The sequence below is a fragment of the Bacillus paralicheniformis genome, assembly GCF_002993925.1.
Lineage (GTDB): Bacteria > Bacillota > Bacilli > Bacillales > Bacillaceae > Bacillus > Bacillus paralicheniformis.
Genome location: NZ_CP023665.1, coordinates 1,636,082 through 1,657,855, shown reverse-complemented (window position 1 = coordinate 1,657,855; position 21,774 = coordinate 1,636,082). Strand labels below are relative to the sequence as shown.

The 21,774-nt window shown below is 46.0% G+C and carries 23 protein-coding genes; 9 read left to right on the top strand and 14 right to left on the bottom strand.

Features of this window, described 5'->3' with window-relative positions; all coding sequences use genetic code 11:
• Both pdhA and CP943_RS08495 read right to left on the bottom strand, forming a co-directional pair.
• Nucleotides 1–1,116 (bottom strand): pyruvate dehydrogenase (acetyl-transferring) E1 component subunit alpha, encoded by a 1,116-nt coding sequence (pdhA, locus tag CP943_RS08500; protein WP_020451244.1) that lies wholly within the window; start codon nucleotides 1,114–1,116, stop codon nucleotides 1–3.
• Nucleotides 1,117–1,513: 397 nt separating this feature from the next.
• Nucleotides 1,514–2,182, bottom strand: coding sequence for a YkyA family protein (locus CP943_RS08495; RefSeq protein ID WP_023857275.1), 669 nt, complete (start codon nucleotides 2,180–2,182; stop codon nucleotides 1,514–1,516).
• Between the two features lie 257 nt (nucleotides 2,183–2,439).
• Between CP943_RS08495 and CP943_RS08490 the strand changes: the two genes are divergently transcribed.
• Nucleotides 2,440–2,571, top strand: a complete 132-nt coding sequence (locus CP943_RS08490; protein WP_003181399.1) for a YjcZ family sporulation protein — start codon at nucleotides 2,440–2,442, stop codon at nucleotides 2,569–2,571.
• A gap of 120 nt (nucleotides 2,572–2,691) precedes the next feature.
• Nucleotides 2,692–3,246, top strand: coding sequence for a peptide deformylase (gene def, locus CP943_RS08485; RefSeq protein ID WP_023857276.1), 555 nt, complete (start codon nucleotides 2,692–2,694; stop codon nucleotides 3,244–3,246).
• A 37-nt stretch (nucleotides 3,247–3,283) separates the two neighbouring features.
• Here the strand turns inward: def and CP943_RS08480 are convergent, their stop codons facing one another.
• Nucleotides 3,284–4,060 (bottom strand): Cof-type HAD-IIB family hydrolase, encoded by a 777-nt coding sequence (locus CP943_RS08480; protein WP_026579777.1) that lies wholly within the window; start codon nucleotides 4,058–4,060, stop codon nucleotides 3,284–3,286.
• A gap of 398 nt (nucleotides 4,061–4,458) precedes the next feature.
• Between CP943_RS08480 and CP943_RS08470 the strand changes: the two genes are divergently transcribed.
• Nucleotides 4,459–4,668, top strand: a complete 210-nt coding sequence (locus tag CP943_RS08470) for a DNA-dependent RNA polymerase subunit epsilon (RefSeq protein ID WP_020451240.1) — start codon at nucleotides 4,459–4,461, stop codon at nucleotides 4,666–4,668.
• 4 nt (nucleotides 4,669–4,672) lie between these two features.
• Nucleotides 4,673–6,340 carry a ribonuclease J1 gene (rnjA, locus tag CP943_RS08465; RefSeq protein WP_020451239.1) on the top strand — a complete coding sequence of 556 codons (1,668 nt, stop codon included), beginning with the start codon at nucleotides 4,673–4,675 and terminating at the stop codon, nucleotides 6,338–6,340.
• Nucleotides 6,341–6,386: 46 nt separating this feature from the next.
• Here rnjA and ade read toward each other — a convergent pair whose 3' ends face one another.
• The 4 genes from ade to CP943_RS08445 form a co-directional block, all read right to left on the bottom strand.
• Entirely contained in the window at nucleotides 6,387–8,108 is a 1,722-nt protein-coding gene (gene ade, locus CP943_RS08460; protein ID WP_105981359.1) for an adenine deaminase, read from the bottom strand.
• Nucleotides 8,109–8,235: 127 nt separating this feature from the next.
• Nucleotides 8,236–8,898 (bottom strand): potassium channel family protein, encoded by a 663-nt coding sequence (locus CP943_RS08455; protein ID WP_020451237.1) that lies wholly within the window; start codon nucleotides 8,896–8,898, stop codon nucleotides 8,236–8,238.
• Between the two features lie 63 nt (nucleotides 8,899–8,961).
• Nucleotides 8,962–10,299, bottom strand: a complete 1,338-nt coding sequence (locus CP943_RS08450; protein ID WP_020451236.1) for an ATP-binding protein — start codon at nucleotides 10,297–10,299, stop codon at nucleotides 8,962–8,964.
• A 167-nt stretch (nucleotides 10,300–10,466) separates the two neighbouring features.
• Nucleotides 10,467–10,754 carry a transcriptional regulator AbhA gene (locus CP943_RS08445; RefSeq protein ID WP_020451235.1) on the bottom strand — a complete coding sequence of 96 codons (288 nt, stop codon included), beginning with the start codon at nucleotides 10,752–10,754 and terminating at the stop codon, nucleotides 10,467–10,469.
• 304 nt (nucleotides 10,755–11,058) lie between these two features.
• Between CP943_RS08445 and mreBH the strand changes: the two genes are divergently transcribed.
• From mreBH to CP943_RS08430, 3 genes are all read left to right on the top strand, one after another.
• Nucleotides 11,059–12,066, top strand: coding sequence for a rod-share determining protein MreBH (gene mreBH, locus CP943_RS08440; RefSeq protein ID WP_020451234.1), 1,008 nt, complete (start codon nucleotides 11,059–11,061; stop codon nucleotides 12,064–12,066).
• 73 nt (nucleotides 12,067–12,139) lie between these two features.
• Nucleotides 12,140–12,271, top strand: coding sequence for a protein YkpC (locus CP943_RS08435; RefSeq protein ID WP_003181378.1), 132 nt, complete (start codon nucleotides 12,140–12,142; stop codon nucleotides 12,269–12,271).
• A gap of 89 nt (nucleotides 12,272–12,360) precedes the next feature.
• The gene (locus CP943_RS08430) at nucleotides 12,361–13,593 is read left to right on the top strand and encodes an aminopeptidase (protein ID WP_105980917.1); all 1,233 of its coding nucleotides are present in this window, start codon (nucleotides 12,361–12,363) and stop codon (nucleotides 13,591–13,593) included.
• 124 nt (nucleotides 13,594–13,717) lie between these two features.
• On the opposite strand, the gene CP943_RS08425 is transcribed toward CP943_RS08430, so the two are convergent.
• Nucleotides 13,718–14,092 (bottom strand): YybH family protein, encoded by a 375-nt coding sequence (locus tag CP943_RS08425; protein WP_020451232.1) that lies wholly within the window; start codon nucleotides 14,090–14,092, stop codon nucleotides 13,718–13,720.
• A 56-nt stretch (nucleotides 14,093–14,148) separates the two neighbouring features.
• Nucleotides 14,149–15,768, bottom strand: coding sequence for an ABC-F family ATP-binding cassette domain-containing protein (locus CP943_RS08420; protein WP_020451231.1), 1,620 nt, complete (start codon nucleotides 15,766–15,768; stop codon nucleotides 14,149–14,151).
• 172 nt (nucleotides 15,769–15,940) lie between these two features.
• Here CP943_RS08420 and CP943_RS08415 point away from each other — a divergent pair, with 172 nt between their 5' ends.
• Both CP943_RS08415 and CP943_RS08410 read left to right on the top strand, forming a co-directional pair.
• Complete coding sequence (locus tag CP943_RS08415; protein ID WP_020451230.1) at nucleotides 15,941–16,183, top strand: hypothetical protein; 243 nt, start codon at nucleotides 15,941–15,943, stop codon at nucleotides 16,181–16,183.
• A 12-nt stretch (nucleotides 16,184–16,195) separates the two neighbouring features.
• Complete coding sequence (locus CP943_RS08410; RefSeq protein ID WP_020451229.1) at nucleotides 16,196–16,465, top strand: hypothetical protein; 270 nt, start codon at nucleotides 16,196–16,198, stop codon at nucleotides 16,463–16,465.
• Between the two features lie 45 nt (nucleotides 16,466–16,510).
• Here CP943_RS08410 and lepB read toward each other — a convergent pair whose 3' ends face one another.
• From lepB to CP943_RS08385, 5 genes are all read right to left on the bottom strand, one after another.
• Nucleotides 16,511–17,071 (bottom strand): signal peptidase I, encoded by a 561-nt coding sequence (lepB, locus tag CP943_RS08405; RefSeq protein ID WP_020451228.1) that lies wholly within the window; start codon nucleotides 17,069–17,071, stop codon nucleotides 16,511–16,513.
• A gap of 163 nt (nucleotides 17,072–17,234) precedes the next feature.
• On the bottom strand, nucleotides 17,235–19,133 hold the full coding sequence (locus CP943_RS08400; protein ID WP_020451227.1) for a PTS fructose transporter subunit IIABC: 1,899 nt from the start codon (nucleotides 19,131–19,133) through the stop codon (nucleotides 17,235–17,237).
• 13 nt (nucleotides 19,134–19,146) lie between these two features.
• The gene (gene pfkB / locus CP943_RS08395; RefSeq protein ID WP_020451226.1) at nucleotides 19,147–20,058 is read right to left on the bottom strand and encodes a 1-phosphofructokinase; all 912 of its coding nucleotides are present in this window, start codon (nucleotides 20,056–20,058) and stop codon (nucleotides 19,147–19,149) included.
• Nucleotides 20,055–20,810, bottom strand: a complete 756-nt coding sequence (locus CP943_RS08390) for a DeoR/GlpR family DNA-binding transcription regulator (RefSeq protein ID WP_020451225.1) — start codon at nucleotides 20,808–20,810, stop codon at nucleotides 20,055–20,057. Before CP943_RS08390 ends, pfkB begins: the two co-directional genes overlap by 4 nt.
• 265 nt (nucleotides 20,811–21,075) lie before the next feature.
• Nucleotides 21,076–21,723: a YknW family membrane protein gene (locus tag CP943_RS08385; RefSeq protein WP_105980916.1), complete on the bottom strand. Its 648-nt coding sequence runs from the start codon at nucleotides 21,721–21,723 to the stop codon at nucleotides 21,076–21,078.
• Nucleotides 21,724–21,774 lie beyond the last annotated feature (51 nt).

Below are 21,774 nucleotides of genomic sequence, written 5' to 3'. Positions count from 1 at the left end.
TTACTTCGACTCCTTCTCTTTATAAATTTCCTTTTGTTCTGCAAGGTTGTAAGGAAGCTCTTCATACATGATGTCGATCAGGTCGGTCACTTTTTGCTTCGGCTCTTCGTCAGCTTTTTTGATCGCCTGCTTGATTTCTTCTTTCGCTTCTTCAATTACCTTGCTTTCTTCTTCTTCAGACCAAAGGCCTTTGTTTTCCAAGAATTTGCGGAAACGGACAAGCGGATCTTTCTGCTCCCACTCATTCTCGATTTCTTTCGTACGGTATTTCGTCGGGTCGTCACCGGCCATAGTATGAGGACCGTAACGGAAGCAAAGCGTTTCGATCAGGGTAGGGCCTTCGCCGTTTACAGCGCGCTCGCGTGCTTCGCGTGTCGCAGCGTATACAGCAAGGGCATCCATGCCGTCTACTTGAACGCCGACGATACCTGCAGCCGCAGCTTTTTGTGCGATTGTTTGAGCTGCTGATTGCTTCTCAACAGGTGTAGAAATCGCATAGCGGTTGTTTTGAACAACGAAAATAGCTGGAGCTTTATACGCACCGGCAAAGTTGATGCCTTCGTAGAAGTCACCTTGGGAAGCACCGCCGTCTCCAGTATAAGTGATCGCCACAGCCTGTTTGCCGCGTTTTTTCAAGCCGAGTGCAACGCCAGCCGTCTGGATATATTGCGCACCGATAATAATTTGCGGTGACAGCGCATTGACATCATCCGGCATTTGGTTGCCGCGGAAATGTCCGCGAGAGAACAAGAATGCTTGATAAAGCGGAAGTCCGTGCCAGATCAGCTGCGGAACATCACGGTAGCCCGGAAGAACAAAGTCTTCTTTTTCAAGCGCGAAATGCGTAGCAATTTGAGACGCTTCCTGACCGGCAGTCGGCGCGTAGAAGCCAAGGCGGCCTTGTCTGTTCAAAGAAATAGAACGCTGATCCAAAATGCGTGTATACACCATGCGGCGCATTAATTCTTTTAATTGATCATCAGATAGATCGGGCATTGCCGCTTCATTAACGACTTCGCCTTCTTCATTCAAAATTTGAAACGTTTCGAACTGCTTTTTAATGGCATCGAATTGCTTTTTGCTATCAACGATTGCTTTTTTCGTTTTTGCAGCCATATAAAGTCACCTCTTCCTTTCTTTTGACAGTCATAGACGTGTATCCCTTATACATACAGAATTAGGGTGTCCTAAATTGACGGGCGCAACTCATATTTATTTCTTATTAGCCGCTTTGATGGTTGTCGAAACTTTTATGTAAGGACAGCACAACGCGTTCTAAAACTGTATCATTTATAGTTTATGACAAACTAATACAACAAGTTCCACCAAGGCTAAGTTTACACCAGTCGATCATACTCGTCAATCGATTTCATTCCTGAAATTCAATAAATGTATTCGCTTTACTGAATTTCTGTTTCAGCGTTGTTCAGACTGTTTCAAACTGTTCTAGTATAGACAGCATTCTGTATTACAATAGCAATACAGATTTTGTCGAAAAAAGAGGGCTGAATATTCAGCCCTCTTTCATCTCAAATCCCGCAGCCTTGTAAAAATCTTTTCTGGCTTTGTTGTAATCCTTTGTATACTCATTGAAATGTTTGCTTTCTTTCAGCACTTTGTCATACGATTGATTGATTTTTTTCAGCTGTGCCTCAAGGTCATCCAGTTTAAGACCTTTGTTTTTGAGCAGCTTGTACAGCTCTTTGTCAAGGCCGATTGCTTTCTGATAGGCGTCATAAAGCGAGTCGTAGGCTTTGTAGCGCTTTTCCATAAAAGAAGCAGCGTTCTCAGCTTTTTTCCTGACCTTCTGATCTTCGATTTTTTCCGCCGACGCTTTATTCGCTTCAAACTCCTGCTTTGCTTCGTCTATGCTTTCTTTCTCAGAATTCAAGTGCTTCTCGCGGTTTCCGGCTTTCTTGAGCGCTTTGTCGGAGAGCGCAGCGATCCGGTCAAAATCATCCATATTGAGCCTGATCATTTCCTCGTAAAGCTTAGATTCGGCTTTTTCCAGACTTTTAAGGGAACCCTGCTCTTGTTTAAAAGGCTCTTCCAATTCCACGATCTTCTCCAGCGAGCCGTGAAAAGACTCGACAGGATCTTTCCAGAGACAGCCTGATAGTACAAATGCTGCCGTGAAAAGAACAACGATGCCTGCTGGCACCCGCATGTTTGAAAATTTCACTTCGAACTTCCCCCAATCTCGACAAATTCCACTATAAAATGAATTCGTTTGTTTGACAACAGAAGTCTAAAGCGTATGGACAAGCCGATATCAGATCGGTATGCCGCCGCCTTCGCTTTTAGACCAAAACATTTAGGGAAAATTCCTTGAAGTTGGGCATTCGACTATACAACCGTTGGACTTTTACATAATTTATATTAGACGCCATGCCTACCAAAAAGAAAAGGCTGGCGTAAAATAACGGAGGAGGTCTTCATATGTACGGTTATTGCTGCCCTGGATACGGGTACGGCGGCGGTTATGGATACGGCTACGGCCGCACATTCGCTTTGATCGTCGTTCTCTTTATTTTGCTGATTATTGTAGGGGCCGCTTATTTAGGCTGCTAGCCCCTGATGAATCCGTCATGACCAGCCTCCTTCGGCTGGTCATTTTATCATGCACAGAGATTGCGCGAAAAGAGCAAGATCCGCTATACTTTACATAATGAATCGTTGGGAGTGAAGATGTTGATCACAATGGAAAACATTGTCCGCGACGGGCACCCCGCTTTAAGAACCGTCGCCGAAGAAGTTCAATTGCCAGCTAGCGAAGAAGAAATCAAACAGCTGAGCGACATGATCGAGTTTGTCAAAAACAGCCAGGACCCTGAAATCGCTCAAAAGTACAACCTTCGTCCTGGTGTCGGCCTAGCCGCTCCGCAAATTAATATCAATAAACGAATGATCGCAGTTCATGCCGAAAATGAAGACGGGACACTTTACAGCTATGCGCTTTTCAATCCGAAGATCGTCAGCCACTCTGTTCAAAAATGCTATTTGACAAGCGGCGAGGGCTGCCTGTCCGTCGACGAACCGATTCCCGGATATGTTCCGCGCTATGAACGGATCCGGGTCAAAGGAACGACACTTGATGGCGAAAACGTCGACATCCGCTTAAAAGGATTTCCGGCAATCGTATTCCAGCATGAAATCGATCATTTAAACGGCATTATGTTTTACGACCATATCGACAAAGAAAACCCGCTGAAACAACCCGAAAACGCAACGCCTGTCGGCAGATAATGCACATAAAAAAACGGATCAGACATGATCCGTTTTTTTATGGTTTCAAAAGCCCGAGGGCTTCTACCGCGTATTGAATGCCGTCTTCATCGACGGGCTTTGTGACAAAGTCGGCTATTTTTTTCAGCTCGGGCACAGCGTTGCCCATCGCCACTCCGGTTCCCGCAAACTCGATCATCTGCAGGTCGTTCAGACCGTCTCCAAACGCGTAAGTATCCTCTCTGTCGAACGGAAGCTTTTCAATGACTTTTTTGATTCCTTCCGCTTTCGAACCGCCAGAAGGCAGCACATCTGTGGAGCGCTCGTGCCAGCGGACGAGATCAAACTCCTGAAACCGGCTGTACCGCTCTTCCTCGTCTTGCGTACAGAACAAGAGGACCTGAAAAATGTCCCTACCTTTAAAATAGGCGCGGTCCTCTTCCGGCGGATTGACTTTTAAGCTGCCGATTCCTTCGTGGACGAACGGATGGCCGGCAGATGTAGTGCGCATCCCCTCTTCTCCCATGAAGACGAGGGGATGGCCGCAGCTGTCCGAATGCGCAAGCAGCGCTTCCAGTGACTGTTCGGCAATGGGGTTTTTATAAATGACCTCTCCTTCAAAAACGACATATTGTCCGTTATAAGAGACAAAAGAATCGATGCCCAATTCTTCAAGCACAGGCCTGACCATAAACGGCGCCCGGCCTGATGCGATGAAAACATGATGGCCGTGCGCTTTTAAATCGGAGACAGCCTGTTTCGCGGTGTCGGGAATCCGTTTATCATGATCATAAATCGTTCCGTCGATATCAAAGAAAATCAGCTTTTTATCCATGGCAGTGAATCCTTCTCCCTTAGCTAGTATGATTGATGGTTCTCCTGTACCATCATACAAAAACTGCGTACGCGAGAAAACCTTTTCACTCCAAAATCAAAACAAAATCAACATGCCAATAATATCCATGTAACAATAGACGGATTCATCATATAATAGAACTAAAGAGATACGGTAGTGACCGGACAAGTCAGAGAAAGGAGGAATCCGTATGCTACGCCGACTGCGGAAAAAATTAAAAAAACAGCTGAATGGCATGATGCGCAGAAAGTCGATTGCCTAAAAGGACCTTCACTCATGTGGAAGAGTCCTTTTTTTCTCAAGCGCTTTTCTTATGAGGCAATTTCGAATATAATAGAAAGATGAGTCTAACAATCGGCAGTTAAGGAGAGATTTGGATGATCTATAAGGTATTTTATCAAGCAAGCAATGACGAAGTACCTGTTCGTGAAAAAACAGATTCAATTTTTGTGGAAGCTCAATCTGAACGTGAAGTCAGATCTAAATTAAAACAATACAACTACAATATTGAGTTTATACAGCAAGTTGAAGACGCTTTTTTAGAATATGAAAAGCAAAGCGAAAATTTTAAAGTATTGGAGTTATGAATGAATGAAATTTGTAAAAAATGATCAAACGGCTGTATTTGCCCTTGGAGGACTTGGGGAAATCGGCAAAAACACGTACGGGGTCCAGTTTCAGGACGAGATCGTGCTCATCGATGCGGGGATTAAGTTTCCGGAAGACGAGCTCCTCGGAATCGACTATGTCATCCCCGACTACACTTATTTAGTCAAAAACGAAGAAAAAATCAAAGGTCTTTTTATTACGCACGGCCACGAAGACCATATCGGCGGAATTCCGTACCTGCTCAAACAGGTGAACATTCCCGTTTACGGCGGACAGCTCGCCATCGGCCTTCTCAGAAAGAAGCTTGAAGAGCACGGTCTGCTGCGTCAAACAAAGCTTCATATCATTGAAGAAGACGATATCGTCAAATTCAGAAAAACGTCGGTTTCTTTTTTCAGGACGACCCACAGCATTCCGGACTCATACGGGATTGTCGTAAAAACACCGCAAGGAAACATCGTACATACCGGTGACTTTAAATTCGATTTTACACCGGTAGGCGAACCTGCCAACTTGACCAAGATGGCCGAAATCGGAAAAGAAGGCGTGCTTTGCCTGCTTTCTGACAGCACCAACAGTGAAATCCCTGATTTCACGATGTCAGAGCGCAAAGTCGGAGAAAGCATTGATGATATTTTCCGAAAAGTTGAAGGGCGGATCATCTTCGCAACCTTCGCGTCAAACATCCACCGCCTGCAGCAGGTGATCGAAGCAGCTGTTGCAAACGGACGGAAGGTTGCCGTATTTGGACGAAGCATGGAGTCGGCGATTGAAATCGGCCAAACGCTCGGGTATATTAAGTGTCCGAAAAATACGTTTGTTGAAGCGAATGAAATCAACAGGCTTCCTGCCGGCAAAGTGACGATTCTTTGTACCGGAAGCCAAGGTGAACCGATGGCTGCGCTATCCCGAATTGCTAACGGCACACACCGGCAAATTTCCATCATTCCCGGGGATACGGTCGTATTTTCATCATCTCCGATCCCGGGCAATACAATCAGCGTTAGTCGCACAATTAACCAGCTTTACCGGGCGGGCGCCGATGTCATCCACGGAGCTGTGACTAACATTCATACATCAGGACATGGCGGACAGGAAGAGCAAAAGCTGATGCTCCGCCTCATCAAGCCAAAGTTTTTCATGCCGATTCACGGTGAATACAGAATGCAGAAAATGCACGTCAAACTTGCGACAGACTGCGGAATTCCTGAGGAAAACTGCTTTATTATGGACAACGGCGAAGTGCTTGCTTTGACAAGCGAAGAAGCCTCAGTCGCAGGTAAAATCCCGTCAGGCAATGTCTATATTGACGGAAGCGGCATCGGCGACATCGGGAACATCGTGCTTCGCGACCGCCGGATTCTTTCTGAAGAAGGGCTTGTCATTGTCGTTGTCAGCATCAACATGAAAGAGTTCAAAGTGTCCGCAGGACCTGACTTAATTTCCAGAGGATTTGTCTACATGAGAGAATCCGGTGATTTAATCAACGATGCCCAGGACCTGATTGCAGGACACCTTAAAAAAGTGATGGAACGCAAAACGACGCAGTGGTCTGAAATTAAGAACGAGATCACAGACACGCTCGCTCCGTTCCTCTACGAAAAAACAAAACGCCGCCCGATGATCCTTCCGATTATTATGGAAGTCTAATCGCGGCTTGAACAAAAAACGGATGCACCGGTGTGCATCCGTTTTTTTATGGTTGAATCGGGATATGCCTAAACGCTTTAACATCAAACAAGCCTTCTGTCGTCATTTTAATGTCGGGGATAACAGGAAGCGCTAAAAAAGAAAGCGTCAGAAAAGGATTAAACGCTCCTGAAAATCCTGTCTCCGTTAATGCTGCATGAAGAGATTTTAAGCTTTCGTTTACCGTCTCAAGCGGTTTGTCCGACAAGAGGCCGGCAATCGGCAGAGCGACGGATTGAAGCTCCTTCCCTCCTTTTGCAATGGTGAGGCCTCCCCCGATTTCTCCGAGACGTTCAACCGCTTTTAAGATGTCTTGATCATTTGTACCGACAGCGATTAAATTGTGGGAATCATGAGAAATCGTTGTCGCGATGGCGCCTTCTTTTAAACCGAAGCCCCTGACAACGCCGAGTCCGATTCCTTTAACGCCGCGATGGCGCTCAATCACTGCAATTTTCAACAGATCGCTTTCCAGATCCGGCTGAAAAAAAGCGCCGCTTTTCGGCTTGGCCAGGGACAGCTTTGTTTCAAGCTGATTGGGGATAATGTCAATGACCCTGATTTCACTCCCTTGAACGATCGGAATTTCCAGATCATCCTCATGTAAATCAGGGAGATGGACAGATTGGAGCATAGCAGGTGCCGCTTTGCCGTCCGTCCATTCGCTTTGTTCTGCCCCGCTCCAGATCACGCCGTTGATCATCGTCTTTGAAATGCTGACGTTCTCAAAATCGCTGATGAAAAGGAGGTCTGCGTCATAACCCGGGGCAACCGCTCCCTTCGTCTTTAACCCGAAGCATTCCGCTGCATTGAGGCTGCCCATTTGATATGCGAGAAACGGGTCAAGTCCCTCTTGAATGGCAAGCTTGACCTGATGGTTAATGCTTCCTTCATCGACCAGTTCATCCAAATGCTTATCATCCGTACAGAAAAAGAAGCGTCTCGCATTTTTCTCATTAACCGCAGGCAAAACATGACGTGTATTCTTTGCCGCAGAGCCTTCTCTCAGCATGACGTACATTCCTCTTCTGACCCGTTCAAGCGCCTCTTCAGGTGTCGTGACCTCATGGTCTGTCAGCACGCCCGCCGCTCTGTAGACATTGACGAACCCGGCTGACAAGCCGGCCAGATGTCCGTCGATCCGCTTGTCCGCTTTATGGGCATCCATGAGTTTTTGCACCATATCCGGCTCTCCCGCTTCAACGGCCACATAGTCCATCACTTCCGCAAGCCCGAGCACCTCTTCGCGGCTGTAAAAAGGATGTAAATCCGCAGCGTTCAAAACCGCACCCGATTTTTCAAATGGTGCCGCAGGCACACAAGAAGGGAGCATAAAACGAATGTTCAGCCTTGTCATCTTAGCCTGCTCCAACATGAACTCAAGACCCCTCACTCCTGAGACATTCGCGATTTCATGGGGATCGGTGACAACGGTTGTTACACCGTGGGGAATCACCGCTTTGGCAAATTCGGGCGGCGTCACCATTGAAGACTCAATGTGGACATGACCGTCGATAAAGCCGGGAACGATCATTTGTCCTTCTGCGTCAATGGTATTCTCCCCCTCATAATCGCCCAAACCGACGATGGCCCCGTCTGTGATAGCTATGTCTGTCTTCAACCATTCCTGATTAAAAACATCCATGATCTTTCCGTTTTTAATTACAGTATCCGCTTTTTTGCGATGACTGGCGGCGCCAAGCCGGTGAATGAACATCTCATTGTCCAAAGATATATTTCCCCTCTCATTTTTATATGGATATGGTTCAATATCGTAGCCGAATCGTTTGAAACAGTCAATGAAAAGATCAAAAAAACCGCGGGCTGTGGGGTTCCCGCGGCTGATCGATGGCATTTTAATGTTGAAAAACTTTTTTTTCAAATCTCTCAATGTCAGGATTTGAGCCGATGACGATTAAAATATCGTCTTTTTGAATCTCTTCGGTGGCAAGCGGAGATACGATGACTTCTTTCCCCCGCTTGATCGCGACAATATTAATTCCGTATCTGGCCCGGATATCAAGGTCAAGCAGCGTATTTCCGGCCAGTTTGCCGTTCGCTGCGATTTCGACAAGGCTGTGCTCATCAGAAAGTTCAAGATAATCAAGCACATTGTTGGAGACGATGTTGTGGGCGATTCTTTTTCCCATTTCACGCTCCGGATGAACGATCCGGTCCGCTCCGATTTTGGATAATACTTTTTCGTGATAATCGTTTTGAGCTTTGACGGTAATCATTTTCACACCAAGCTCTTTCAAAATCAGCGTTGTCAAAATGCTCGCTTGAATGTTCTCCCCGATCGCTACAATGACGTGGTCAAAATTGCGCAGTCCAAGGTTTTTCAGCACTGATTCGTCTGTAGTGTCTCCTATCACAGCATGTGAGGCAATTTTGGCGTATTCGTTTACGCGATCTTCATCTCTGTCGATCGCCATTACCTCAAGCCCTTCTTCACTCAATGCTTTACAAATGCTGCCGCCGAACCGGCCGAGTCCAATTACTGCAAATTCTTTTTTCATCGGTAATTCCTCCATGGGTCAATCTGAACAAATTCTATCATATGAAGTGGAATTTTTCCTCTTTTATTTTATCGTTGCGCGGCTGCAGCATCCTTGCTGAATATCGTTCTCTTCGGATGCCGCCCCTTTGTCGATCGGAAGCAGGATGTGGAATGTGCTTCCCTCGCCCAATTCGCTGTCGATTTTCATTTCTCCGTTGTGAGCGCCGATAATATTCAGGCAAATCGTCAGCCCAAGACCCGTCCCTTCTTCTTTCGTTGAGAAGAAAGGCTCCCCGAGCTTTGCCAAATCGGCTTGGGAAATGCCTCCCCCTTCGTCTTTGATGCTGATTTTCACATAGTCACCTTCAACCTCCGAGGAGATCGTGATTTTTCCGCCGTCAGGCATCGCTTCTATCCCGTTTTTTATTAAATTGATGAATACCTGTTTGATTTGATTTTCATCGCCGTTTATTTCCCACTCCTCCCCGTGCTGAAACGCTTTTTCGATCTTAATGTGGGAAAGCACGGCGTTGGTCTCAAGAAGCGTTGCCACCTGCTGAAGAACCGAATTGATGTTGATCTTTTTAAATTGAACCTGGTGCGGTTTGGCCAGTACAAGCAGTTCGCCGAGCACGGAATCGATTCGTTTAATCTCTGAGAAAATAATGTCAAAGTAATCTTTCCGGTCGGGATATTCCGCTTTCATCAGCTGCAAAAATCCGTTTACCGATGTCAGCGGGTTCCTGACTTCGTGAGCGATTCCCGCGGCGAGCTGCCCGGCCATCGCCAGCTTCTGAGACTGCATAGCCAGCCGCTGATTCGACTTGAACAATTCCATCTCCGCTTTTTTCCGTTCCGTCACATCAGTCAGCGTCCCCAAGCTGCTCGTAAATTGACCGTTTTTATAATAAAGTTTATAGTGAACTTCGCCCCAGAACTTGCTTCCGTCTTTGCGATGGTAGAGCACCTCGATCCTGCCTTCAGGCTCCTTGTTCTTCAGCTGGGCGATCAGGTGATTCGAGATCCGTTCTTCATGGTCAAAGTAATCGTTGTACATCGTTCCAAGACTCTCTTCAACACTGTATCCGGTCAACGTTGTCCACGCCTGATTCAAAAATGTAATGTATCCTATCCGGTCCGTCTGAAAGACGATTTCCTGAAGGTTATCCATGATGCGGTTGGTTTCTGAAGAAAGCTCTTTATATTTCTTTTCGCTCTCCTTCAGTTTATAGACAAGCTGATTGGACTCATCGATATAAAGCGTGAGCCACCAAACGCTGATTAATGTCACCAGTGTAAACAGCAGATCAACCGTCCAATTGATTTTATTTCCCAACACCCCATAGAATAAAAAATTCCAAAACATGATAAAAGTCATTGCCAGCACGGTTGCAATGATTCGTCCTTGATATCTTTTCATACCCCCACCTGCCACTTGTATTTCTCAGTCAATTGTAACATTCTTTACACCACATTTGAGAGGATTGTTCGAAGTATTTATCGTCTCTATGGCTGAATTTTTCAGTGACGGCGGTTTTATCTTCTGCCGACGCAAGAAAAAGCCCTTCTGATGAAGGGCTTCAAATCTTATGCTTTCACTTCGTTTAAGGCAGCTTTTATTTCTTCCAAAAGCAATTCGGCCCCCTCAGGACTCAGCGTAATTTTCCCGTTTCCGTACTCGCGGTTTTCAGAAGTGATTTCACCGGTCATCAGGCACACACCGTGCGGTTTATATTTTTTCAGGACAATTTTATCTTGGTCGACAAAGAATTCGATGCTGTCCTTGATCGAAATATCCAAAGCTCTTCTCAATTCAATCGGCATCACGATCCGGCCGAGTTCGTCTACTTTTCTCACAACTCCAATTGCTTTCAAAACTTTCGCCTACTTCCTCTTTGTTTCTATTTTTCTAAGATATTGTCTTAGCATAACGATAGACGAATGAAGACTGAAAAAGGTTTCCCTTATTGAACGTTTCTTTGACAAAAATTCGGTCATAAAAATGAATATTTTTCTCATCATGTCAATATGAGGACAGCATTTTACAGATTGGTTTCAAACTCGTCACAAACCCCCAAAAATCGCCGATCATTTGAGAAAATTTAAATGAAATTCATTTTTTCAGCACGAAGAAAATTTCGTTTTTCGGAAAAATTTTAAATAGAGATTGGGTGAAAACATGTTTCAAACAACCGAGATCGGAATTGATCTAGGCACAGCTAACATATTGGTTTACAGCAAAAACAAAGGAATCATTTTAAATGAGCCTTCCGTTGTCGCCGTGGATACGGAAACAAAGAGCGTATTGGCGGTCGGAACAGAAGCCAAAAACATGATCGGAAAGACACCGGGAAAAATCGTCGCGGTCAGACCGATGAAAGACGGAGTCATCGCCGATTATGACATGACGACAGACCTCTTGAAGCAGATTATGAAAAAAGCCGGAAAGAACATCGGCTTTACTTTCAGAAAGCCGAGCGTCGTCGTCTGCACGCCATCCGGTTCAACCGCGGTTGAACGGCGTGCGATCAGCGATGCTGTCAAAAACTGCGGAGCCAAGCAAGTCCATTTGATTGAGGAGCCTGTCGCTGCCGCCATCGGCGCAGACCTGCCTGTCGATGAACCTGTCGCAAACGTTGTCGTCGATATCGGCGGCGGCACGACAGAAGTGGCGATCATTTCATTCGGAGGCGTAGTCTCATGCCACTCGATCCGGATCGGCGGCGACCAGCTTGATGAAGACATCGTGTCATTCGTCAGAAAAAAATACAACCTGCTGATCGGTGAACGGACGGCCGAAGAAGTCAAGATTGAGATCGGCTACGCATTGATTGACCATGAGACGAAAACGATGGAAGTCAGAGGGCGCGACCTTGTCACAGGCCTGCCGAAAACAATTACCCTGGAATCAATAGAGATTCAGAAGGCGATGCGCGAATCGCTCCTTCATATTATCGAAGCCATCAGAGCGACGCTTGAAGACTGTCCTCCCGAGCTGAGCGGAGACATTGTCGACCGGGGCGTGATTTTAACCGGAGGAGGCGCGCTATTGAACGGCATCAAAGAATGGCTGTCACAGGAAATCGTTGTGCCCGTGCATGTTGCTGCAAATCCGCTCGAGTCTGTCGCCATCGGAACGGGCCGCTCTCTTGAAGTGATCGATAAATTGCAAAAAGCGGCTAAATAATTTTTGTTTTCGCGTCTTTTTTCCCTGCTTCTTTCATATCGTGAGGAATGGAGAAACGATAAGGAGGAAGAACATGCTTAGAGATATGGGAAGACGCCTGGCCATCACCGTTATTTTAAGCGGTATTATTCTCGGGGGGATGAGCATCTCCCTTGCAAACATGCCAAGCTCGCCCCCCGGCCAAACGGCCAAAATCAACCGTTAAAAAAGATGCAGCCTTACCGGGCTGCGTCTTTTTTTCTTTTCAATCAAATATTTGATATGATGTTATGGACAATAAAGGAGGTTTTGCCAATGAATTCGTTTACTGATAAACTGAGCAAATATGCGAAGCTTGTAGCCGAAGTCGGTGTAAACGTTCAAAAAGGACAGAAAGTCGTTATCAACGCGTCAACAGAAGTACGCGATTTTGCACGGCTCCTCGTCAAAAGCGCCTATCAAATAGGGGCAAAAAACGTAACGGTCCGCTGGCAGGATGATGAGGTGACAAGGCTGAAATATGAGCTGGCCCCAGTGGAAGCCTTTGAAGAATTCCCTGAGTGGGAAGCGAAAGGTCTGGAGACGCTCGCTAAGGAAGGCGCCGCTTTTATTTCCATTGTCTCTTCAAGCCCTGATCTTTTGAAAGGCATCGATTCCAAAAAAATCGCGACCCAGCAAAAAGCCGCCGGAAAGGCGATGCATACATACAGGCAAATGATTCAATCGGATAAAGTCAGCTGGACTGTCGTCGCAGCACCTTCACCGGCCTGGGCCAAAAAAGTATTCCCTGACGCAGATGAAAAGACAGCGATGCAAAAGCTGTGGAATGAGATCTTCAAAACGACCCGCGTCGACCGTGAAGATCCTGTCCAGGCGTGGAAAGACCACGATCAAACTTTGCGCGATAAAGTAAGCGTCTTAAACGACAAGCATTACCAAGCCCTTCATTACCAAGCAAAAGGAACAGATTTGACGATCGAGCTTCCTGAGAAGCACCTGTGGGTCGGCGCCGGAAGCACTAACGAAAACGGCATCGAGTTCATGGCCAATATGCCGACAGAAGAAGTATTCACCGCTCCGAAAAAAGACGGAGTGAACGGCACTGTTTCAAGCACAAAGCCGTTAAGCTACGGCGGCAATCTGATCGACGGCTTTCAGCTGACATTTGAAAACGGACGGATCACCGATGTCAAAGCTGAACAAGGTGAAGAGATTTTAAAAGAGCTGATCGAAACGGATGAGGGTTCACACTACTTAGGCGAAATTGCGCTCGTTGCCCACGATTCGCCGATTTCCAAGTCCAATATTCTGTTTTACAACACGCTGTTTGACGAAAACGCCTCAAACCACCTCGCAATCGGCAGTGCGTACGCATTCAACATCGAAGGCGGAAAGCAGATGTCGCGCGAAGAGCTGGCGAAAGAAGGATTAAACGAAAGCATTACACATGTTGACTTCATGATCGGTTCAGGAGAAATGAATATAGACGGAATCACAGCAGACGGAAAAAGAGAGCCGATTTTCAGAAACGGCAACTGGGCGATCTAAAGCCTTCCGCACAAAAGGACCTCAGAAGTTTTCTGAGGTCCTTTTATATCATTTCCGCATGCTGCCAGCCTTTCTAACTTCCGTACATAGATGGAGCTATAAAGCCGTCCAATGCCCCGCCTCCTCATGATTTGGGCAAACTGCTTAAATGTTCATGCTTCAGCTTCCAGCTTCCTGACTCGTCCTTTACAAATACGTTTGTCGCACGGCCTGCCCCTTGAACCGGTTCACCCCTAAAAAACCCTTTCCATTCGTATGTATAAAGACAGACGGCCTGTTCGTCCGTTTCCGTGATCCAACTGATATGACTGGCGCTGTATACTTCGTTTTCGATTTGCTTCCAGGCGTTTTCAAAATAACGCTGAATTTCCTTAACGCCCGAGCACGTTTCATCCGAGAACCAGTACACAGCGTCGGGATGAAGGAGCTTTTTGACATTCTCAAACTCATGTGTGTTTGTTGCTTGAATATATTGCTCAAGAGCCTTGCGGCATGACACGGCAACCACCTCCCTTTTTATAAAAAAACCCGCTTTTTAAGGCGGGTTTTCTATCATTACGCGTAAAGTTCAGCAAGCTTGTCCTGAACCGCTTTGTCTTCCAAAAATTCATCATAGCTCATCTGTTTATCGACGATTCCGTTTGGCGTGATTTCGATGATCCGGTTGGCAATTGTTTGGACAAACTGATGGTCATGAGATGTAAACAGCATAGCGCCTTTAAAGCTGATTAAACCGTTATTCAGCGCTGTAATGGATTCGAGATCCAAATGGTTGGTCGGCTCATCAAGCATCAGCACATTGGCACCGGACAGCATCATTTTGGACAGCATGCAGCGGACTTTCTCTCCCCCTGACAAAACGCTTGCTTTTTTCAGCACTTCTTCCCCGGAGAACAGCATCCGGCCCAAAAATCCGCGCAGGAAGCTTTCGCTTTGGTCATGCGGCGAAAATTGGCGGAGCCAGTCGACAAGGTTTAAATCGCTGTTTTCAAAATACTCGCTGTTGTCTTTCGGGAAAAACGCCTGGGATGTTGTGACGCCCCATTTAAACGATCCGCTGTCAGGCTCCATTTCCCCGGCAAGGATTTTAAAGAGCACAGTAGCGGCAAGCTCATTCCGGCCTGTAAAGGCGATTTTATCTTCTTTATTCATCATAAAGCTGACCGAGTCAAGCACCTTGACACCGTCAATCGTTTTCGACAGGTCTGTGACAACAAGCACATCGTTTCCAATTTCGCGTTCAGGTGTGAAATGTACGTACGGATACTTGCGCGATGACGGCTTAATATCGTCAAGCGTAATTTTTTCAAGCAGTTTTTTTCTTGATGTCGCCTGCTTCGATTTTGAGGCGTTGGCGCTGAATCTGGCAACGAACTCCTGGAGCTGTTTGATCTGCTCTTCTTTTTTCTTATTGGCTTCCTGATTCATTTTAAGCGCAAGCTGGCTTGATTCATACCAGAAATCATAGTTTCCGACATAAATTTGAATTTTGTTAAAATCCAGGTCGGCGATATGCGTACATACTTTATTCAAAAAGTGGCGGTCATGCGATACGACGATAACCGTATTCTCAAAATTGATTAAAAACTCTTCAAGCCACTGGATCGCCTGAATATCCAAGTGGTTGGTCGGCTCATCGAGAAGAAGGACGTCAGGCTTTCCGAACAGGGCCTGTGCAAGGAGGACCTTCACCTTTTCGGAACCGCCCAAATCCGCCATTTTCTTCGTATGCAGTTCTTCAGCAATGCCGAGGCCTTTTAACAAAATCGCAGCTTCCCCTTCGGCTTCCCAGCCGTTCAGCTCGGCGAATTCGCCCTCAAGCTCTGCGGCGCGGATTCCGTCTTCATCTGAAAAATCGGGTTTCATGTAAATCGCGTCTTTTTCCTGCATGACTTCATAAAGGCGTTTATGCCCCATGATCACGACTTTCAGCACTTCATGCTCTTCATACTCAAAGTGGTTCTGCTTCAGGACGGCAAGGCGTTCGCCCGGGCTCATATGAACCTCGCCCGTCTGAGGCTCGATTTCACCTGATAATATTTTCAAAAAAGTGGACTTTCCGGCGCCGTTTGCTCCGATCAATCCGTAGCAGTTACCCGGCGTAAACTTAATATTTACATCTTCAAACAGCTTCCGGTCCGCAAACCGCAAGCTGACATTTTGAACAGCTATCATTTAAAATCCTCCATCTATACTTCATTAAAAAGAGTATAACACGAAAATTCCGCAAGAGAAATGCTTTGCTTTTTTACGATAAAGTTTTAAAGAAAAATATATCAAAAAAACACTTGTTCACACTTTCTTTGTGACAATATGTTACAATTATTGAAGAATGGGGGAAGGAATAATGAAATTAAAAGATGATCCTGATATCATCAGGTGGATCAATTCAAGGCCGCGCCAAGCGCTTTTCGTGTCAGTGGCCATGGTGATTTCTACGATGTCTATCGGGCTTTTCAAAGGGTTTGATATGTGGACCTCGGACTTTTTGATATTTTCCTGTCTGCTGATCGGCTTCGGCCTCCTTGTGGGATGGCTGCAAAAGATATATTATAAAAAGGTGATATTTGAAGAAAACTCGGATCGTTAGACGGAGGAAGACATGAAGCTTATCACTTTGACGGAATACTGCATGTTTATTTTTTTCGCAGGGGTTTATCTTGCCGTAACCGGCTTTACAGCACGGGATGTGGGCCTTTACATCGGGATTGCCATGATTTACGTGTTCGTTCATATCGCGGCGAAACGAATGCTGTCAAAAAGGGGAAAAGAAGCCGCGGAAATCAGAATCTTATACAGCGTTCTTCTGATTATGGCCTCTGTGTTCGTTACCGTACTGTTTATTGCAGTACTGGCATCATTATCCGCATAAATCAAGCAAAAATGCCTGATTGTCCAAATGGACATCAGGCATTTTTCAGTCTGTTTTTCGGATTTCGTTGAACGGGAAAAACACAAATTGTGAAGTCCCGGCCACTCGTTTTTTATCGATCAGTCCGAGTCCGTTCCGGCTGTCCATCGATCTCTGGCGATTGTCTCCCATCACGAAATACTTGCCTTCCGGAACCTTCACAGGGCCGAAATCGCCCGTCAGTTTGACGCCGACTGCTTCCGCCTCTTTTCTGTTTTCCGAAAGATACGGCTCAGACACCTTTTTCCCGTTTATGTACAGCGTGTCGTCTTTCATTTGCACGGTATCTCCCGGCAGGCCGATCAAGCGCTTCACATAATGGACATTTTTTTCATCGCCGTCGATAATGACGATATCTCCCCGCTTAAATTCGCCTACGTATTTAACCGTTTTATAGACGAACAGCCGCTCTCCGTCGTGCAGCGTCGGATCCATTGATGTACCTTCGACTAAATACGGTTCGAATAAAAATGCCCTGATCAATAACGCCAGAACGACTGCGATAATAATGGCTTTTACCCATTCAAAGAGAGAGTTTTTATTTTGGGTGGATTTTTCTTCAGTCAAAACGCTTCCTCCTAAAAACAGTCTGTCACAGCATACATGCAAAATAAAGCTTTCCTATACTTTATCACAAGTTCCTGCCGAATACATAATTCCCGCGTTCACTTCCGGCAAAAACGGTAAAAAAGAAAGTGCCACACAGGGATTACTGTGGCACTTTCAGCACTTATTTTTCAGTTGGAACCGGCTTTTTCAAGATGCCGAGAATGAGAGCCGTCACAACCGCACCAATCAAGATACTGAGGAGATACAGCAGCGCATGGTTCGTCGTAAAGAAGAGAACGAATATTCCGCCATGCGGCGCTTGCAGTGTGACATGGAAAAATTGAGATAAACCTCCGGCAACTGCTGATCCGATGATAGAAGCAGGAATGACGCGCGCCGGATCGGCTGCCGCAAAAGGAATCGCACCTTCAGTAATAAATGACAAGCCCATCACGTAGTTGGTAATTCCGGCTTCGCGATCCCGTTTTGAAAATTTATTTTTAAAGAAAGTCGTTGCAAGGGCAATTCCAAGCGGAGGCACCATACCGCCCGCCATGATCGCTGCGTGAGGTCCAAAGTTTCCAGCTTCAATCATCGCGATACCAAATGTGAAGGCCGCTTTGTTGATCGGACCGCCCATATCAATCGCCATCATACCGCCTAAAACAATACCCATTACAACAAGGTTTCCTGTTCCAAGACCTTCAAGCCAATGTGTCATGCCATCCATAATATACTTGACAGGCGTATTGACAACATAATGCATGATGATTCCGGTCAAGAATATTCCAAACAACGGATAAAGAAGGACAGGTTTTAATCCGTCAAGCACTTGCGGCAGACCAGCGAACACTTTTTTCAATAGGACAACAATATAACCAGCCAAGAAACCGGCAATCAGTCCGCCTAAGAAACCGGCGCCGGCTTGCGTCGCCATGAAACCTCCGACCATACCAGGCGCAAACCCCGGACGATCCGCGATGCTCATCGCGATAAATCCTGCCAATACAGCGACAATTAATCCAAGTGCTTGAGTTCCGCCTATAGTATTTAATACAGCTGCAAACTCATTATAAGTGGGATCTCCCGGTTTGGTCGCGTTAATTCCCCAGAAGAATGAAACCGCAACTAAGATCCCGCCCCCGACGACGAATGGCAGCATGTTGCTGACACCGCTCATCAAGTGTTTGTAGAAACCGCCGCCTTTTCCTTTGGCAGCTCCGTCTTCAGAAGCAGATGCAGATGCACCGCCGCCTTTACCCTGATAGATAGGCGCGTCTTGTTTCAGCGCCTGCTCAATCAGCTCTTTCGGACGTCTGATTCCTGCTGTTACAGGTACTTCAATGACATGTTTGCCTTGAAAGCGATCCATTTCAACCTGCTTATCGGCGGCGACGATGATCGCAACCGCATCTTCGATTTCCTGCGCTGTCAGACCATTTTTAATACCGCTTGAACCGTTCGTTTCAACTTTGATATCAACGCCGAGCTCTTTCGCCTTTTCTTTCAAAGCATCGGCAGCCATGAACGTGTGGGCGATCCCTGTCGGACATGCTGTAACCGCAAGGATTTTTCCTTTTGCTGATGGTGCAGATGCTTCTTCGGCCTGCTCTTCTTCTTCATCATCTTTATCATGCTGATTGATGATGTCGATGATTTCGTCTTCGGATGAAGCTTCAAGCAGCTGTTTGCGAATCTCTTCCCTCATAAGCAAAGTCGACAGTCTTGACAATGCTTCCAAGTGAGTGTTATTCGCGCCGTCTGTAGCAGCGATCATGAAAACGAGATGGCTTGGCTGGCCGTCAAGGGATTCATAATCGACGCCGTCTTTTGAACGGCCGAACGCGATCGCAGGCTCTTTAACGCTTGCCGTTTTCGCATGAGGGATGGCAATGCCTTCGCCGATACCGGTGGAACTTTGTTTCTCACGGTTGATCACGGCTTCTTTGTAGCCTTCTTTATCATTCAACTTGCCCGCCTGATCCAAAACGCTGACGAGTTCTTCGATAACGTTTTCTTTCTGGCTGCTCTCAAGGTTTAACTTGATCGTATGCTTCGTTAGTAGCTCTGTTATTTTCATAACCTTTCCTCCTTTAAATCGCTTTGACTTGAACTTCCGGAAGCAGCTTGTGAACGAGCTCTTCCGTTCCCAGCTCCTCTGAAAAGGCGGTTGCGCTTCCTGACGCGACACCTAAGCGAAAAGCTTCTTTTATGTCGAGCTGTTTTTCAATGCCTGCGAGAAAGCCTGCAACCACTGAATCTCCGGCGCCGACTGAGTTCACGAGCTTTCCTTTAGGTACGTTGGCATGGTAGACGCCGTCTTTTGTAAATAAAAGTGCGCCTTCCCCAGCCATGGAAACGATCGCGTTTTCGGCCCCGCGTTCAACGAGTTTCTTACCATAAGGCACCGCTTCTTCCGCTGAAGTGATGGTTGTTCCAAACATTTCACCGAGCTCGTGATGGTTCGGTTTCATTAAAAGCGGCTTCATTTCTGCTGCTTTTAGGAGTGCCTCACCCGAAATATCAACGACAACCCGGACATTTTGCTCTTCACACTTTTCTGCAATCTTTTCATAGGTGTCCTGCGGCAATGAAGAAGGAATGCTGCCAGCCAATACGACAATGTCCCCTTCTTTCATCGCTGAAAACTGGTCTAAAAAGGCCGCGAAATCTTCTTGGCTGATGACGGGCCCCTGCCCGTTGATTTCCGTCTCATCCCCGGTCTTCAATTTGACATTGATGCGCGTGTCTCCATTCACCTCATGAAAAGCCGTTTCAAGCTTCTCTTCTTCGAGAAATGATTTGATGTACCCCCCGGTAAAACCGCCGATAAAACCGAGAACTTTAGAAGGTACATGGTGTCTGTTCAGTACGCGTGAGACATTGATTCCTTTGCCTCCGGGATATTTCGTGTCATAGACTGAACGATTCAGCCCGCCTACGGAAAATTCTTCAACGTGAACAATATAGTCGACCGATGGGTTGAGAGTTACAGTGTATATCATGTTTTCACTACCTTTACGACAGTTTTTTCTTGATAGTTATCAAATGAATGTTTTGCAGATCCTGCTGTAATGATAGTTGCTTCGTCTAAACCGGCAAAGGCAGAAAATGAAATTTCCCCAAACTTGGAAACGTCAGCTAAAATAAATGCTTTTTTCGCCTGGTTGACAGCTTTTGTTTTCAAAAGCGCTTCTTCAGGATCCGGAGTCGTAAATCCCGCTTCTTTATGAATGCCATTGACGCCGATGAAGCTTTTGTCAAACCGGTATTGGCTGATGGCTGATAAAGCCGAACCGCCCACGATTGCTCCGGTTTTATACTTCACATACCCGCCTAATAAATAAAAAGTAATGCCTTTTTTACCTAATGCCTCAATGTGCATGACTCCATTTGTGACCACGATAATATCCATCTCCGGATCGATAAAATCGATCATTTGCAATGTGGTCGTTCCGGCATCAAGGTAGATACAATCGCCTTCTTCAAGAAGTGAGGCCGCTTCTTGAGCGATTTTTCTCTTTTCATGAAGGTTTTTGGATGATTTCTCTAGCATGTCAGGCTCTGTACGAATATCGGAAAGCCTCGATGCCCCTCCATGAACACGCTTTAAATATCCGCGGGCTTCCAGCGTCGACAAATCTCTTCTGATCGTTGACTCAGATGCGTTCGTTAAATTCATTAAGTACTGGATTTTCACGACATCATGCTTTTCAATCTCGTCAATAATCAGCTGATGCCGTTCGGGAGTCAACACATTATCACCCCTTTTGGAAACGCCTTCATTTAGCTTACAATTACATTGTAAACGCTTTTTCGACATAACTCAACAAAAATCTTTCAAATTCATTCAATAACCATCAAAATCTTTCACATTTTAACATATTATCGTGATATGTACCGTTTGTAAACTGTATAAACTATAAAAATCCGCAAAAATATGTGACATTATTATTATCTATTCCTTCAAACACCATTCAGAAAAACCTCATGCTCGCCGCATGAGGTTTTACAATAATGCATCAGCCTAATGAACGTTCTAAAAATACTTGCCATAAGCCTAATAAATAAGACAACATCAGCATCATAATAAATATGACGAAAACGCCGATCCAAGCCGCCCTCTTTGAAGTGCCCGCTGCTTTTTGCAGTCCTACCGCCACCAGCACATACGCCCAGATTGTAAAAACATCAAACATCTCCAGGACGCTCAGAAGAGGCTCTTCGGCCGGAATATATCCATCAAGAGATGAGAACGAAAACGCGATCTCAGAATTCGAAGCATAATACACCAAACCGATGATGACGTCTCTGATAACAGGTACAAATGTGGCAAAGACAGACAGAGACACCATGCAGGCAAAATTGGTGTTTCCGCCGCCTATTTTAGCAATCAGCCACAATACTAAAGCGCTGAGCACGAAGAATATGACAGACTGAAAAACATTACGGGCGGCTTCTAGTCCAGGATCTATATCCAAACCAAGAAACTCACTTAGTTCCCAACAAACAAGATAAACGGAAAAGGCGGATAACGCCAGCACGATGATCATCGGCAGCCAAATTGCGGGCCTTTCTCTCATTCTTTCAAACTGACGGACAGGGCTCGTGATGATACCGAACAGTGACGGTTTTTTTACTTGAGTTGCTGTTTCTATATTGGCTTCCACTCTAAAATTCCTCCTGTAATACCTCTTTCATAACATAATGATCAATTTTTC

Bases quoted from the DNA above. Each gene is read 5' to 3' on its own strand.
- CP943_RS08490 (WP_003181399.1), top strand. From the start codon at position 2,440: ATGTACGGTTATTGCTGCCCTGGATACGGGTACGGCGGCGGTTATGGA.
- CP943_RS08430 (WP_105980917.1), top strand. From the start codon at position 12,361: ATGAATTCGTTTACTGATAAACTGAGCAAATATGCGAAGCTTGTAGCC.
- CP943_RS08450 (WP_020451236.1), bottom strand. From the start codon at position 10,299: ATGAAAAGATATCAAGGACGAATCATTGCAACCGTGCTGGCAATGACT.
- CP943_RS08410 (WP_020451229.1), top strand. From the start codon at position 16,196: ATGAAGCTTATCACTTTGACGGAATACTGCATGTTTATTTTTTTCGCA.
- CP943_RS08470 (WP_020451240.1), top strand. From the start codon at position 4,459: ATGATCTATAAGGTATTTTATCAAGCAAGCAATGACGAAGTACCTGTT.
- pfkB (WP_020451226.1), bottom strand. From the start codon at position 20,058: ATGATATACACTGTAACTCTCAACCCATCGGTCGACTATATTGTTCAC.
- CP943_RS08455 (WP_020451237.1), bottom strand. From the start codon at position 8,898: ATGAAAAAAGAATTTGCAGTAATTGGACTCGGCCGGTTCGGCGGCAGC.
- CP943_RS08435 (WP_003181378.1), top strand. From the start codon at position 12,140: ATGCTTAGAGATATGGGAAGACGCCTGGCCATCACCGTTATTTTAAGC.
- CP943_RS08480 (WP_026579777.1), bottom strand. From the start codon at position 4,060: ATGGATAAAAAGCTGATTTTCTTTGATATCGACGGAACGATTTATGAT.
- pdhA (WP_020451244.1), bottom strand. From the start codon at position 1,116: ATGGCTGCAAAAACGAAAAAAGCAATCGTTGATAGCAAAAAGCAATTC.
- CP943_RS08400 (WP_020451227.1), bottom strand. From the start codon at position 19,133: ATGAAAATAACAGAGCTACTAACGAAGCATACGATCAAGTTAAACCTT.
- CP943_RS08420 (WP_020451231.1), bottom strand. From the start codon at position 15,768: ATGATAGCTGTTCAAAATGTCAGCTTGCGGTTTGCGGACCGGAAGCTG.
- mreBH (WP_020451234.1), top strand. From the start codon at position 11,059: ATGTTTCAAACAACCGAGATCGGAATTGATCTAGGCACAGCTAACATA.
- CP943_RS08415 (WP_020451230.1), top strand. From the start codon at position 15,941: ATGAAATTAAAAGATGATCCTGATATCATCAGGTGGATCAATTCAAGG.
- rnjA (WP_020451239.1), top strand. From the start codon at position 4,673: ATGAAATTTGTAAAAAATGATCAAACGGCTGTATTTGCCCTTGGAGGA.